This is a genomic window from Cohnella rhizoplanae, from assembly GCF_948329515.1.
GTDB lineage: Bacteria > Bacillota > Bacilli > Paenibacillales > Paenibacillaceae > Cohnella > Cohnella rhizoplanae.
In genome coordinates, this window is record NZ_CAOJCN010000008.1 from 92,136 (window position 1) to 105,717 (window position 13,582).

Below are 13,582 nucleotides of genomic sequence, written 5' to 3' on the forward strand. Positions count from 1 at the left end.
GGAGCATGAATGGCGGTTCACTCTATTGTACTGCGTTTGGTTAAGCAGTTCAACCGGCAACGTATTCGCGCTTTACAGAGCTAAAATCGGGCGAATGCCGCAAAAATCCGAATCTGGGCGGGCATTCGTCCATTCGGCGCCGGGCCATCGCACATATGCTGTATCATCGGACGCCGCCATAGGATCATCCTGCCCTGCGACATGGGCGGGCGCGGCGATCCAGAGCAGAGAAGGAAGTGATGGCATGAACCGCATACCGTCTTCGTACAATCGCAATTGGAGCGGCGCCCCGGGGGCAGGCTTCCCCGTGCAGGGCGGCGGAGCCGGCTTCGACTCCTTCGGCACCCTGGACGGCTTCGGCGGCGCACCCGGCGCCGGCGGCTTCCCGGGTCTCGGCGGCGGAGCGGTCTCCGGACCGCCCGCGCTCTTCGGCGCAGCGCCGGTGCAGACCGTCGCGCAGGCGGCCGCGCCCGCCGCGAAGGGCGGCGGACTCAGCGCGCTGCTGAGCGCGGGCAATCTGGAGAACGTGAAGGGCTTCATCGACAAAATGGGCGGCATCGACGGCTTGCTGAGCAACATCGGCAAGATCCAGAAGATCATGTCCTCCGTCCAGCAGATGGCGCCGCTCATCAAGCTGTTCACGTCCAAGGGCAAGAAGTCCGCGGAGGCGGACGACGATGACGATGAATACGCATCGCGCCCGCGTCGCCGCCGTCGTCGCAGACGCTCGTCTCGCCGGCGCGCAGGCACCGGCGGCGGTTACGGCAGCCGTAGGCGGCGTACGGGCAGCGGCGCCAGACGGCGCTCGGGCAGCCGACGGCGATGAGGCGGGCGGAGGCGACGCGCGCCGTGACGTTCTCCGCCGCCGGGCGGCTCTATCGCTTATGGACCCAGGATCCGCTATTTCCGGTGATCGGCTCCGTTTTGCTCGATTTCGGACTCAGAATCCACTATTCCTGAGCCGAAGGCGCTTTTCGGTCGCTTTTGGCCCAGATAACGGATCCTGTGTCCGCAGCAGCGCCTATAACACGCCCATACGATAAAATAGCGGATACTGTGTTCGTTCTCCCGCTGCCCCCCCCCTCTTGCCCCACGCAAAGGCAAGGCCCCCGAGCGTTCTGACTCGGGGGCCAGCGTGATGAGTATGTATCCCCCAATATGTAACGCTAACTAGCGCTATTTTGTTACATTCTTCCCTAGGACGAGCCTAAGTATCGCCATATATGTTACTTCCGTCGTTCTCCCCCGCCACTTCCGACGCTCTCCCACTTACGGCACGCTTCCCCGCCGCGACACGACAAAGACCGCCCCAACCGGAGCGGTCCATGTCTCTAACAACCTATGACTCGTACTCGGCGAACGGATCCTCGATGACGATCCGCGCGGCCTCGGCGTCGCTGACGCCGGTGTACAGCGTCGCGGTGCCGTCGCCGTTGCGGCGCAGGCCGCCGCTGAAGAGCACGTCCTCAAGGTCCGGCCGCTTGGCAGGGCCTTCAGGGAACAGGCTGCGCGTCGCGATCAGCTTGAGCGGCGTATGCGCGCGCGTCGCCGGGTCGAACGCGAACACCATCGGGTAGTAGTGGCGGATGTTGCCGTAGTCCATCCAGGCGACATGCCCGAGCACGCCGAGCCTGCCGTTGTTCAGCACGTGGATCTCGTTGGCCCCGCCCCACTCGACCTTCAGGAATTGCCCCTGCAGCACCTCGGCGCCCGCCATCAGGTCCTCGGTCAGCTCGTCGAGATCCGAGATCTCGGCGTAGCCGATCATCGCCCGCGCGTCGCCGACCGGCATCGGACGCGTGAATACGCCGATCCGGCCGTTCTGCTGGTCGATGAGGCGCACGTCCTTCATCGTCAGCGGACCCTGGGCGAACTCCCGCAGCTCGCGGACGCGGTAGCCCCGGTAGAACACCGTGCGCCACGTCGTCACGTAGTGGGGATCGTCCGGATCGAAGAACACCTGTACGCCGCCGAGCACCAGCTCGCCGCGGACGAAGGTGAAGAACGGATCCTGCAGTTCCAGGACCGGAGCGCCTTCGCGCGGCGTCCATTTCCCGTTGCTTTCGACGAAAAACATAATGGAAGAACGCTCGCTCGCCCGGTCCTCGACCCGGCCCGCGATGACCCATTCCCCTTCGTCGAGGAACGGCGCGGTCACGTTGTACACGTCGCGTCTGCCCACTCCGCCGAAGATGAGTTTTTCGCCCCGGGCGTCCGTGCCTTTGAGCCGGAACTCCTTGAGCAGTTCAACGCATGATTTGGCTTTCTGTGCGGATGCTTGGATCATAAGCGCGAATTCCTCCAGACTCCGTCCCTAGGAGAACACCATGTTTCTCTATATTGAATGTGGAAACGGCAACATTGGCGATTGCTGCGGCGCCTATTTTTTAATGAAACAGGCTCAATATGGCATATATCGCGGCTGCAAGCAAGGCAGAGATCGGGATCGTGATGATCCAGGTCATGATGATCCTGCCGGCCATGTCCCAGCGGACGCTGGAAAACCGTTTCGCCGCCCCGACCCCGAGGATCGATGAAGTAATCGCGTGGGTCGTGCTGACGGGCAAATGCGTGAGCGTCGCGGTGAAAATGACCGCCGCCGAGCTTGCATCCGCCGCAAAGCCGTTGATCGGCTCGATCTTGAAAATCTTCGTGCCCATCGTCTTGATGATCTTCCAGCCGCCGACCGACGTGCCGAGCGCCATCGCGAGCGCGGCCGAGATCTTGACCCAGAGCGGCACGTCGAAGTTGTCCTGCCAACCGGCCGAGAACAACGCCAGCGTGATGATGCCCATCGCCTTCTGGGCATCGTTGGTGCCGTGGGTGAACGACTGGAGCGCAGCCGTCAGGATCTGGCCCGACCGGAATACCTTGTTCACGTGGTGAGGGCTTGTCCGCGCGAACAGATGCTTCAGCAGGAACATGATTATATACCCCAAAACGAACGCAATGATTGGCGAAATAAGCAGACCTATGACGATTGTCGAAAATCCGCTGGCGTTAATGCCGGACCAGCCCGCGGAAGCGACCGCCGCACCGGCGAGCGCGCCGATCAGCGCGTGCGAGGAGGAGGATGGGATCCCCTTCCACCAGGTGATCAGGTTCCAGATGATGGCCGCGATCAGCGTGGCGATGACGACCGTGAGGCCATGCTCGAGCTTTAACGGATCCGCCACCTTGCCCCCGATCGTCTTGGCGACGCCGGTAAACATAAGGGCGCCGACGAGGTTCATGGTAGCCGCCATCAATATAGCCACGCGAGGCTTGAGCGCGCGGGTGGAGACCGAGGTCGCGATCGCGTTCGCCGTATCGTGGAAGCCGTTGATGAAGTCGAAACCCAGCGCCAGGATAACGATGATAACCACTATTACTGTGAGATCCATGCTTATTCAGTCCTGTCCCGGGCGCATCAAGAATTGCGCATGATAATGGATTGCAGCGTGTTGGCGACATCCTCGCAGGAATCCGTCGTCTGCTCGAGCCGCTCGTAGATTTCCTTGAGCTTGATCAGCTCGATCGGATCCTTCACGTTCAGGAACAGCGTCTTCACGCTCTCGCGAAGCAGATCGTCGCCTTCGTTCTCCAGCTCGTTCAGCTTCACGCAGTGGGTCTGGATCGCGAGCAGCTTCTTCTGGCCCAGCAGATAGATCGCGGACTTGATCTCGACAGCCGAACGGTGCAGGCAATCCGCGAATTTGCGGATGTTTCCGTCAGGTTTTTTCACATGGTACATATCGAAGCGGGAAGCGACGGCCTCGATGCCGTCCAGCACGTCGTCCAGCAGCTTGGTCAGCTCCAGAATGTCCTCGCGCTCGATCGGCGTGATGAACGTCTTGTTCAGCTCGGTAATGATCAGATGGGCGAACTGGTCGCCGCGATGCTCGTAATCCTTCATTTCCTTGGAGAACGCGCTCGGGTCGGGAATTTCGCTATTGACGGCAGCCACGAACCGCTCGGTCGTCTCCATGATCAGATCGGCCATATCCTCGAGCGTTTTAAAAAAAATGTCTTTTTTCCGGAACACGTTTAAGCCCCTTCTTTCACCAATGAATGCCTTGATTTGCCATCGCTTCCAAACCATTACACGATCTTGACACGATTTGCCTTACATATTTTATCACAGCGGACAGGCATGGTATAGGGCCTGACAAACGGAGGTTTACGATTAGTTTTGCCTCCCAGCCATCTTCTAATCCGCCCAGGCTTTCCGCCGCTTGCGCACGCTAGTATATTTATAACCATTGTGGACGGGTTTGCTTAAAAGGAGTTGAGGGTCGGCGTACCATTCGCTGAAAATAACCTTCTCGCGCAAAAAGCCGCCACGGTAGCGGCTTCGCTACTCGTTGCGGCCGAGCTGGCGCATCATGCGCATGAACTGCTTCGCGTAGAGGTGGGCGGAAAAACTGCTGCGGATATGCTTCTCCGCGGATTCGACAATGGCGGCGCGAAGCGCGAGGTCGCTCATCAGGGACAACGCCTCCTCCGTCGCGTGCGCGATATCGCCCCTGCGGTAGAACTTCCCGGTCTTGTCGTGCCGGATGAACCTGCGGACGCCGTCCGAATCCGTAGAGAGTACGGGGCATCTGCACAGCATCGCCTCTGCCACTGCATAACCGAAGCCTTCCATGATCGAGGTCGAGCACAGGAATCCGCCGGAGTCCCCGATGATCGACAGGTAATCCGCCATCTGCCCATGCGGAATGTTCGAATGCCGCACCAGCCGGTCCGACAGCTTCAGGTACTGCAGGGTCTGCTCGAAGGCAGCCTTTTCCGGCGGATCGGACAAGGTGTTGTCGTCGAACATCCACAGTTGCAGCTGCGGATAATACCCTCTCAGGTTCGCCCCGATCAGCAAGTAATCTTGCCAATTTTTATTTTTCTCCAGCCGTCCGACCCACCCCAGGATCGGATATGGCTTCTTAGGATAAGATTCGTAGCCGAACTGTTCGGCATCCAGCGGATCGTCGAAGCAGAAATGGGGCAGCTGGGGGAAAAGGCGCCGCATCAGCTCGATCAGGTGGTCCGTCTTGGGATAGAGCAGCGCATCCGCATAGACCCGCACCCGAGGCGCGAAGTCTTCGAGAATCGCGCTCGCGGTCTCGTACGTGCCGAGCCCCTGCACCTCGAAGATTACCGTTCCTTCGTACGCCCAATTCCGGATTTTCTCCATTAAAAAGATGTCCGTGCACACCACGATCACGTCGTAGCTCTCACGCTCGATCAGCCGCTCGATCAGGAAGTCGTTTCCCGTGACGAACGTCTTGATGCCGCTGATGTTTTTGCGTCCCTGGCCGTCGTGCGTATAGAGCAGGTGGCACTCGTGCCCGGCGCGCATCAACGCACGGCTGCGAACCCGGTTCAGCGTCTCCATGCCGCCGCTCGGATTATAGAAGGTGAACAGGATTTTCATCTCATCACTCATTCATAATGTTTTTAAAATCGCGAGTAGGGCTTCCGTGCGAAAAAGCTCGTTGTACAGGTCCGGCCTCGGCGGCGCTTCGTTGTGGCGACGGTAACGGATGTCCGTGCGGTCCGCGGTATAAAAGGAGGACATCGCAGTCTCGTCGGCCTTGGACAGCTGCGCGATCATGAACTCCATATCCATCGGATCGGGAAAAAGCGCCGGACCCAGCACCATCGTATATCTCGTGCGGAGCATCTGCACGGCGTATAACAGCGCTTTGATCTCCGACTCGTTCGCGAACGACTTGAAGTCCGTCACCGGATGCGAGACCGAGGATAGCAGCGCGGTCGCCTGACCGCCCGGCGTCAGATCCAGCACGTAGCAATAGTAATTGCTGAACGCCTGCTCGTATAAATTTTCCAGTCGCTCGATCGAGCTTCCGTCCACTACGCTCACCGGATAGATCACGGTGACGAGCGGTTCGATATTCCTGCGGCCCCTGGCCAGGTGTCTCGCCAGATGATAGCGATATCGCCAATACCGGTGCTGCGCAACCGTCTGGAGCGTGGCCGAGATGCTGAAGGTCGAGTTGACCCGGTAATCCATCAATTCGACGGGGATGTATTTGATCTCGCAATGCTCCGTCAGCCGCAGCCAATAATCGTAATCCTCGACGGGCTGCAGCCCGTAGCCGTCGATCATTTTGGCGTACTTCGCCTTATACATAAAAGAGACCCCGATGATCGAGGAGTCGAGCAGTTTGTCTTTGGGCTTGGATTGATATTGGCGCAGCGCAGCGAGCTTGCTCTCGTCGTTCAGCGGCCTGTCTTCGTTGTCGATGGATTGGAAGGAGCTGTAGACGAGGCCGAGCTCGTCGGGTCCCTTGGCCAGCGCCTTGCGCAGCGTCTCGAAAAAAGCCGGATAATACACGTTGTCGCTGGAAACCCAGGTCAAATATCGAATCTGCTTCATTTTATACAGCTTCTTGAACCCCGCGTTCAGCGCGTTCGCCACGCCCTGGTTTTGGCCGAGCGGCATCACCTCGGCCCGCGCGTCGCCGTCGATGTACTGCCGTACGAGCGGCTCCATCTCGGGCGCGCCGTCGATAACGACGATCAGCTTAAAATCCATGTACGATTGCCGAAGCACGGACTCCAGCGCGGCCTTCAGAAACGCCGGCTTTTGCTTGTAGACGGGCATGACGACGCCCAAGTCGACCATGAAGCGTCACCTCTTCCGCGCATAGATGATGTTAGTGTATGGGACTCCCGCCGAATTGCTTGTGCGACTAACCCTGCCCGGCTCTCGATTTCTCCGCGCGAAAAGCCCGGCGTTCGCACGCCGGGCCGGACTGCGGCAAGTTTATATCGGTATCGTCAATCCGCTCGTCGGCGTGAGCTCGGACTGCAGTACGCGCTGCTCGGTCACGAGATTGCCGAATTCGTCCAATCCGTAAGTGGACATCGCGACCTGGGTTAGCGTGGCCGTGACGCTGTATTGCACTTCATAGGACACGTTCCCGGCGATGAAAAAGCTGCGGATGTCGGATGAAAAAGCAGGCAGGATATAGCCGGTAACGTAAAGCGGCGTCAAAACCAGCGTGCTGCTGGGAACGCCGAACACTTCAACGACGACCGTCGCGCTCGCGTTGCTCAGGTTGCGGGCGCTGACGACGATATTGGTTGCCGCCGTGCCTGACGCTCTCGTGTTCGTGATAAGACCCGTCGTATAAGTCGGCATGAGATCTCCCTCCTTCCCTCTCTCTACTCTATTCCTGCCGCGCGAGGAGTAGCTGGACAACTACGCCCCGGAAATCGCGCATTTTTTTGTCCGCGGCAGGCAGGCGCATAGGTGGCTTGTTCGAGATCGCTATAGAATAAGCTATGACTGACGCAGAGGGGGAGAGAAGGCTTGACCAATTTCAACTTTCAGGTAACGCCTGCGGGCTTCCCCAAGTTCGAGCCGAGCGTCGCCGTGAATTTACTGATTCCGGGTATCATGGTGGCGGTATCCGTCGACACGACGACTGGCGTGCCTATGACGGGATTGTATCGCTCTTTGGACGGCGGCTTCAGTTGGAGCAACACCTTGCTCCCTTTGCCCCCCGGGTTCACCGGCGCCGAAGCGCCGACGGTGACTTATGCGTTTCCAAGCACGTTCGCCGTCGCCGTACACGTGTTTCCCGGCGCATCCTTCGGTACGACCGTCGTTTATGTATCCACGGACAATGGAGCGACGTTCACTCCCCCCAAGATCGTAGCGCCGGGCTACGGCACCTACATTAACAACGACGAGACCAATATCACGGCGGATACGGGCCAATCCAGCCCTTATCTCGGCAATCTGTACCTCACGTACAACCATCAATTCAATGTCGCGAACAGCGGGAATTCGACGGCTTTCTTTCAGCGATCGACCGACATGGGGACAACCTGGAATACGCCGGTGCTGCTGTCCAGCGAATCGGACCAGGTCGAGCGGCCGGAAGTCGCGGTGAGTCTCACCGGCATCGTGTATGCCGCCTGGGTAACCGTCAATCCCAGCTATCGTTATGTCATCCGCAGATCGCTGGATGGAGGGGTGACGTTCGAGCCGTCCGTGCTTGTGTCGAACATCGTCCCCGTTCCGACCATCCTTCCCGTGCCGGGCTATGGCTTTCGGGTGCTCACCTTCGCCAGCATCTCCACGGACCGGTCCATCGGGCCCAACACCGGAGCGGTCTACGCGGTGTGGCAGGACTATCGTCAAGGCTACGCCAATATCTTCATGTCCAAATCGATAGACAACGGCGTGAATTGGTCCGCGCCGGTCCCCATCACGGGCGCGCCCGCCGGCACCCAGAACTTCTTTCCGTCCGTCGACGTGGACCCGCTGACCGGCGTCGTCAATATCATTTACTACAGCAATCAGGTCAACGGCTTCGATCTGGACGTCTACGTGGCGCGTTCGATCAACGGCGGAGCGACGTTCACCAACACCCGCATCACGAACACTTCGTTTAACCCGAATGGCAGCAATCCGACCCCCGTCTCTCTGATCGGGGACTACATCGACATCGTCAGCGTCCCTCCCGGCGGATATATCGGCATATGGACGGATACAAGCCCGGGCACGCAGACGATCTTCGCGGGGTATTCGGATATCGTCATTCCGTAAGCGCGCCGCAACGCGCAGGCACAGAAAAGGGATAAAGCAGAGAATGCTCTGCTTTATCCCTTTTTGATGATTGCGCTTTTTTCGCGCGAAGGCGGATCAGTCCGATACGGCCGTGAAGTTGAAGCTCTCGGGTCCTACTCGGGTCGTCCCGAGCAGGGAGGCGGTCACGAACACCGTATAGGGCACGTTGCCGATATTCGGCGCGTTAAAGTCCGAGCCGGCGATCGTGATCAACTGCGGCCCGAGGATGGCGACATTAAGGTTCTCGGATGCCGAGAATACGAGCACGCCGCCGGTCGTCAGCCCCCTATAGACCAATATCGTGATGTTGGTCACGACGGGCACCAATGGGAGCTGCAGCGCCATGACCCCCGTGAACTCGACCCGGGTCAAGCCCGCGGTCCCTGCCGACAGGTCGAGCGTCTGCTGGGCGACCAGTTGCGGCGTGTTGATCACGCTGATCGGAATCGCGATCGAGTTGGCGTAACTCGCGTTTTGCGAAGTTTTGGACTCCAAAAATCTAGCTGCCATAAGTTATCCCTCCCTCGCCATATTTTATGACTAAGAGGGACAGCCGGTCTGTGCGATGGCCACCGCGCTAATCGCCCTTTTGACGCGCGCGGAGGGTGCTTAGGGCAGGCCGCGAAGGGGCAGAGTCGAGTGGGACGCCATCGCCTGTTGCAGTGAAGACGATAGGCCGGATTGCTGGCGAGCGGGGTTCGCCGCCTCTTCTAGTGCAGGCGATAGGCTAGATTGTTGCTGAGCGGGGCGCATCGCCTCTCCTAGTAAAGGCGATTCGCCAGATTGCGCGTGAGTTGGGCGCATCGCCTCTTCTAGTGCAGGCGATAGGCCGGATTGTTGGCTTGCAATGCACATCGCTCCTACGTCGCGGCGCCTCCTCAAACCCGCTGCAGCGTCGGCCCGCTCCATACCGCGCTCGGGATCTCCCGGCGCAGCGCGGGCATGACGTCCGCGGCGAAGCGCTCGATCTGCTCGCGCTGCTCGACCTCGGAGAGCCCGTCCACGCTGATCGCCAGCACCTGATTGCCGAACCCCTCGTAGTAACGCAGCACCTTCTCGATCACGCTGTCCGCGCTGCCGACCAGCATTGAGCCCCGCGCGATCGCGTCCTCGAGACCCGCGAACGGCGACTGGTTGTGCTGCGAAGATGCCGTCGCGCTGAACGCGTCGTAATAAGGCCGAAACCGGCGGATGGCTTCCTCCTTCGTATCCGCCAGGTACAGCTGGCCCGCTCCCGCGCCGATGAGCGCGTCCTTCGGATCGTGGCCGTAGTAGGCCAGACGTTCGCGGTAATGGTCGATCAGCGCCTGATACTTAGCCATCGGATGGAACGTGTTGGACGAGAAGATCGGCTCTCCGAACTTCGCGGCCAGCTCCGTCGAGAGCGGACTCGAGGCGCTGCCGTGCCATATGGGGATTCGCGTTTGATACGGTCTCGGATAGGTCGTCACTTCGCTTAGCGGCGGGCGGTACTTGCCTTCCCAGGACACCTTCTCCTCCGTCCACAAACGCTTCAGCAGCGCGTAACGCTCTGCGAGCGATTCCCACTGCTCCTCCTCCCGGATGCCGAACAACGGATAGTGGCGCGGATCGTTGCCCTTGCCGATGATGAGCTCGAGCCGGCCGCCGGAGAGATGGTCGAGCGTGGCATAGTCCTCGGCGACGCGCACCGGATCGAGCACGCTCAGCACCGTCACCGTCGTCAATAGCCGTATCCGCGACGTCCGCGCGGCGACGGCGGTCAGCACGACGGCCGGCGACGACGACAGGAAGGGCTCGCCGTGCCGCTCTCCCACGCCGTATGCATCGAAGCCTAGTTCCTCGGCTAGCGCAGCCTGCTTCAGCACGTTTTGAAACTTCTCCTGGTCGGTCAGCGTCTCCCCGGTCACCGCGTTCGGTATGTTCATCAGCAGGCTGAATAAGGCAAATTTCATGGTGGACCTCCTCGGGATATGGGACCGAATCGATTCTTCACACTATTCCAGGCTTTTTAGTCAGAATCACAACGCCCCTACTATAAGCCCTGCCCCGAAGAAGTGTCTAATAGAGTTTTTGAATGCATCTATCGATAAAATAAAAGAAGCGCTCCGCGGGATCGCTCCTGTCCTCAGCGGGCCGGGTCCCCCCCGGAGCTGACCGAAGCGTTTACGCGGAGATGCGCGTGTTCCTGTGCGAAGGGGATAGCGTTAAAACGGTGGATAAAGCGCGTGTTCCTGTGCGAGGGGAATAGCGTTAAAACGGGCGGAGCGTGCTCCTGTGCGAAGGGGATAGCGTTAAAATGGGCGGAGATGCGCGTGTTCCTGCGCGAAGGGGATAGCGTTAAAACGGGGGCGAAGACGTCGGGTCGTAAACGCTATTTGGCGATACTCTCACGTTCACGGCCAAGGCGCCGAGGGTTCTCCCCGCGGTGCCTTGGCCGTGCTTGCAACCTGCGCGGAGCAGGCGGTCTATTCGAAGCCCCGCTCCAAAAACGAAGCGGCCGCCCGCGCGTGCAGCTTGGCCCCGAGCGCGATCGCCCGCTCGTCCAGATCGAACGACGGATGGTGGAGCGGATGAACGATGCCTCGCGCCTCGTCGCGCACGCCGATGAGCAGCATGGCACCGGGGGCCTTGTCGAGATAATAAGCGAAGTCTTCACCTGCAAGGCTGGGCTGGTCGAGTAGGCGAACCTGCTCCGCGCCGAACACGTCGGCGCCCGCCCGCTCCGCGAGCCCGACCGCCGCGGCGTCGTTGATCAGCGCCTTGCCCATGCGGAAGCTCGGCTCGACGGTGCCGCCGAAGCGGTCGGCGCAGGCTGCGGCGCAGCGCTCGAGCACGAACCTGATCCGCCGCACCGTCGCGTCGCCGAAGGCCCGGTAGGTGCCGAGCACTTCGGCCGTGTCCGCGATGACGTTGCCTGCGGTCCCGGCATGAAGCTTGCCGAAGGCGAAGGCCACCGGCTCGAGCGGATCGGACGAGACCGCCACGGCGCTATTGGCTTCCACTGCGAAGTGGGCGGCCATGAGCAGCGCGTCCGCCGCCAGATGCGGAGCCCCGTGATGGCCGGACCTGCCGCGGAACGTGAATCGAAAATGCGACGAGGCCGCCATCGCCTCCCGCCGGTGAATCGCCATCTCGCCGGTATCGAGCCCCGGCCAAACGTGCAGCGCGAATGCCGCGTCAGCCCCATCCGCGGCCCCGCTCTCGACAAGATCGCGTCCGCCGCTGCGCAACTCGCCGTCAACCGGACTGGGCGCCGCTCCCTCCTCGGCAGGCTGGAATACGAATCGAACCGTCCCCGCCAGCCGTTCGCGCTCCAGGCTTAACCCATAGGCAGCCGCCAGCAGCATCGCCGTATGCGCGTCATGGCCGCAAGCATGCATCGCTCCCTCGATCTCGGAGCCGTATTCGCGGCCCTCGATCTCGCGGATCGGGAGCGCGTCCATGTCCGCGCGCAGCAGTACGGTTCGACCGGGCCGGCTGCCGCGCAATACGCCGACGACGCCTTTCCCGAAGTGATCCCCGACGCTCTCCTGCACCTCTAGACCATACTCGCGCAGCAGCTGCGCGACACGGGTCGCAGTTCGGCCGACGTCGTACATGAGCTCGGGAAAATGATGAAACTCCCGCCGAAGCGAGATCCATTCGGCTTCCCGCTCCTCGATGGCGCGGCAGACGGCGTCGACGTCCAAGTCCGAACCTCCCCGCACGGCGTGCAGTTCTCGCTCCCAGCCCGTTGCCTCGGGACTCCACGACGCTGCTGCCGACACTTGACCCGTCAATAAAGCCATTTTTCCCACCCGCTTACTATGATTTGTATGGTCACGACTCTACCACCCGGGCGTCCCGGCGTCAATCCGCGGGCTTATCGGACTTTTCTATTCATTCGCGCCGTCCTCTATTCAATCTCAAAGCCCCTTACTCTCCCGCTTGCAGCACGATCTTGCCGCGCGCCCGCCGGCTCTCGCTCAACGCGTGCGCCCTCGCCGCTTCCGCTAGCGGCATCGCCGCGCCGATCTCGGCCCGCAAGTCGCCTGCCGCGAGCCGCTCCCCGATCCTCGCGAGCCTGTCTGCCTCGAACGGCGCCATCAGCAGCTCCTGCACGCGGACGCCGATCTTCCGGGCCAGCTCGGGAGAATACCTGCCCCAACCGACCGGCACGAGCGAACCTCCCTGGCGTACGGACCGGACGAGCGCTTCCGTCTCCTCGCCTCCGACCGTGTCGATGACGGCATCGGCCACCCCTGCGAGTGCCGCCCAATCGTCCGCCGTGTAATCAAAGACGTCATCGGCGCCGAGCGCTTCGGCGAACGCGCGGTTGCGGCCCGACGTCACGGCGATTACGCGCGCGCCCGCGAGCTTCGCGAACTGCAAGGCGAAGTGACCGACGCCGCCGGACGCGCCGTTGATCAGAACGGTCTGGCCAGGCAACACCTGCGCTTGCGCGTGCACGGCCGTCCATGCCGTGAAGGCCGACATCGGCACGCCGGCAGCCTGAACGTCGTCCAGCGCCGCCGGCAGCAAAGCGAGCCGTGACTCCGGGACGGCCACAAACTCCGCATAAGCACCGGCCGCCGCCGTCATTCCGAAGACGCGGTCTCCGGCGCGATACCGGGTCACGCCCGGACCAACCTCCTCGACGATGCCCGCCAGGTCGTATCCCGGCGTGAACGGCAGCGTCAAGGACAGGCCGAACTTCTCCGCCGCCCAGCCCGAGCGCATCTGCCAATCCCCCGGATTGACGCCTGCCGCACGCACGCGCACGAGCACTTCCCGCGTCCCCGCGGACGGTCTCGTTACCCGCTCGAAGCGCAGCGCTTCAGGCGGGCCGTATTCGTGAAAGCGAACCGCATTCATGGTCTTCGCGTTTGTCCTGCTCTTCCCTTCGTCCATCCCCATCTCCCTCTTCTCCGCATCCTGAGTGTGAGGACGCCTGCCGTCTTGCTCGTCGGCCTCCCCGCTCCGATGCGCATCTACTCGCGCGTCTGCCTGTCGCGTGCGGTGCTGCCGGATGCCCTTTGC

12 protein-coding genes are annotated in these 13,582 nt (G+C 61.2%); 2 read left to right on the forward strand and 10 right to left on the reverse strand.

Annotated elements, in window-relative coordinates:
- The first annotated feature begins 244 nt into the window (after positions 1-244).
- The gene (locus PQG80_RS14065; protein ID WP_271752001.1) at positions 245-826 is read left to right on the forward strand and encodes a hypothetical protein; all 582 of its coding nucleotides are present in this window, start codon (positions 245-247) and stop codon (positions 824-826) included.
- Positions 827-1,339: 513 nt separating this feature from the next.
- Here the strand turns inward: PQG80_RS14065 and PQG80_RS14070 are convergent.
- From PQG80_RS14070 to PQG80_RS14095, 6 genes are all read right to left on the reverse strand, one after another.
- Positions 1,340-2,284 (reverse strand): DUF1861 family protein, encoded by a 945-nt coding sequence (locus PQG80_RS14070; protein WP_432432756.1) that lies wholly within the window; start codon positions 2,282-2,284, stop codon positions 1,340-1,342.
- 103 nt (positions 2,285-2,387) lie between these two features.
- Positions 2,388-3,383 carry an inorganic phosphate transporter gene (locus PQG80_RS14075; protein WP_271752003.1) on the reverse strand — a complete coding sequence of 332 codons (996 nt, stop codon included), beginning with the start codon at positions 3,381-3,383 and terminating at the stop codon, positions 2,388-2,390.
- Between the two features lie 26 nt (positions 3,384-3,409).
- Entirely contained in the window at positions 3,410-4,024 is a 615-nt protein-coding gene (locus PQG80_RS14080; protein WP_271752004.1) for a DUF47 domain-containing protein, read from the reverse strand.
- Between the two features lie 312 nt (positions 4,025-4,336).
- Complete coding sequence (locus tag PQG80_RS14085; protein ID WP_271752005.1) at positions 4,337-5,410, reverse strand: glycosyltransferase family 4 protein; 1,074 nt, start codon at positions 5,408-5,410, stop codon at positions 4,337-4,339.
- A gap of 12 nt (positions 5,411-5,422) precedes the next feature.
- Positions 5,423-6,625, reverse strand: a complete 1,203-nt coding sequence (locus PQG80_RS14090; RefSeq protein WP_271752006.1) for a glycosyltransferase family 2 protein — start codon at positions 6,623-6,625, stop codon at positions 5,423-5,425.
- A gap of 141 nt (positions 6,626-6,766) precedes the next feature.
- Entirely contained in the window at positions 6,767-7,144 is a 378-nt protein-coding gene (locus tag PQG80_RS14095) for a hypothetical protein (protein ID WP_271752007.1), read from the reverse strand.
- A gap of 171 nt (positions 7,145-7,315) precedes the next feature.
- Between PQG80_RS14095 and PQG80_RS14100 the strand changes: the two genes are divergently transcribed.
- Positions 7,316-8,560, forward strand: a complete 1,245-nt coding sequence (locus PQG80_RS14100) for a sialidase family protein (protein ID WP_271752008.1) — start codon at positions 7,316-7,318, stop codon at positions 8,558-8,560.
- A gap of 96 nt (positions 8,561-8,656) precedes the next feature.
- Here PQG80_RS14100 and PQG80_RS14105 read toward each other — a convergent pair whose 3' ends face one another.
- From PQG80_RS14105 to PQG80_RS14120, 4 genes are all read right to left on the reverse strand, one after another.
- Complete coding sequence (locus PQG80_RS14105) at positions 8,657-9,091, reverse strand: hypothetical protein (RefSeq protein WP_271752009.1); 435 nt, start codon at positions 9,089-9,091, stop codon at positions 8,657-8,659.
- Positions 9,092-9,459: 368 nt separating this feature from the next.
- Positions 9,460-10,515, reverse strand: a complete 1,056-nt coding sequence (locus PQG80_RS14110) for an LLM class flavin-dependent oxidoreductase (RefSeq protein ID WP_271752010.1) — start codon at positions 10,513-10,515, stop codon at positions 9,460-9,462.
- A gap of 513 nt (positions 10,516-11,028) precedes the next feature.
- On the reverse strand, positions 11,029-12,351 hold the full coding sequence (locus PQG80_RS14115; RefSeq protein ID WP_271752011.1) for a M20 metallopeptidase family protein: 1,323 nt from the start codon (positions 12,349-12,351) through the stop codon (positions 11,029-11,031).
- 127 nt (positions 12,352-12,478) lie between these two features.
- Positions 12,479-13,453 (reverse strand): NADP-dependent oxidoreductase, encoded by a 975-nt coding sequence (locus tag PQG80_RS14120; protein WP_271752012.1) that lies wholly within the window; start codon positions 13,451-13,453, stop codon positions 12,479-12,481.
- Positions 13,454-13,582: the final 129 nt, after the last annotated feature.

Coding starts and splice junctions, on each gene's coding strand:
- PQG80_RS14065 (WP_271752001.1), top strand. CDS start 245: ATGAACCGCATACCGTCTTCGTACAATCGCAATTGGAGCGGCGCCCCG.
- PQG80_RS14075 (WP_271752003.1), bottom strand. CDS start 3,383: ATGGATCTCACAGTAATAGTGGTTATCATCGTTATCCTGGCGCTGGGT.
- PQG80_RS14085 (WP_271752005.1), bottom strand. CDS start 5,410: ATGAAAATCCTGTTCACCTTCTATAATCCGAGCGGCGGCATGGAGACG.
- PQG80_RS14090 (WP_271752006.1), bottom strand. CDS start 6,625: ATGGTCGACTTGGGCGTCGTCATGCCCGTCTACAAGCAAAAGCCGGCG.
- PQG80_RS14095 (WP_271752007.1), bottom strand. CDS start 7,144: ATGCCGACTTATACGACGGGTCTTATCACGAACACGAGAGCGTCAGGC.
- PQG80_RS14105 (WP_271752009.1), bottom strand. CDS start 9,091: ATGGCAGCTAGATTTTTGGAGTCCAAAACTTCGCAAAACGCGAGTTAC.
- PQG80_RS14110 (WP_271752010.1), bottom strand. CDS start 10,515: ATGAAATTTGCCTTATTCAGCCTGCTGATGAACATACCGAACGCGGTG.
- PQG80_RS14115 (WP_271752011.1), bottom strand. CDS start 12,351: ATGGCTTTATTGACGGGTCAAGTGTCGGCAGCAGCGTCGTGGAGTCCC.
- PQG80_RS14120 (WP_271752012.1), bottom strand. CDS start 13,453: ATGGACGAAGGGAAGAGCAGGACAAACGCGAAGACCATGAATGCGGTT.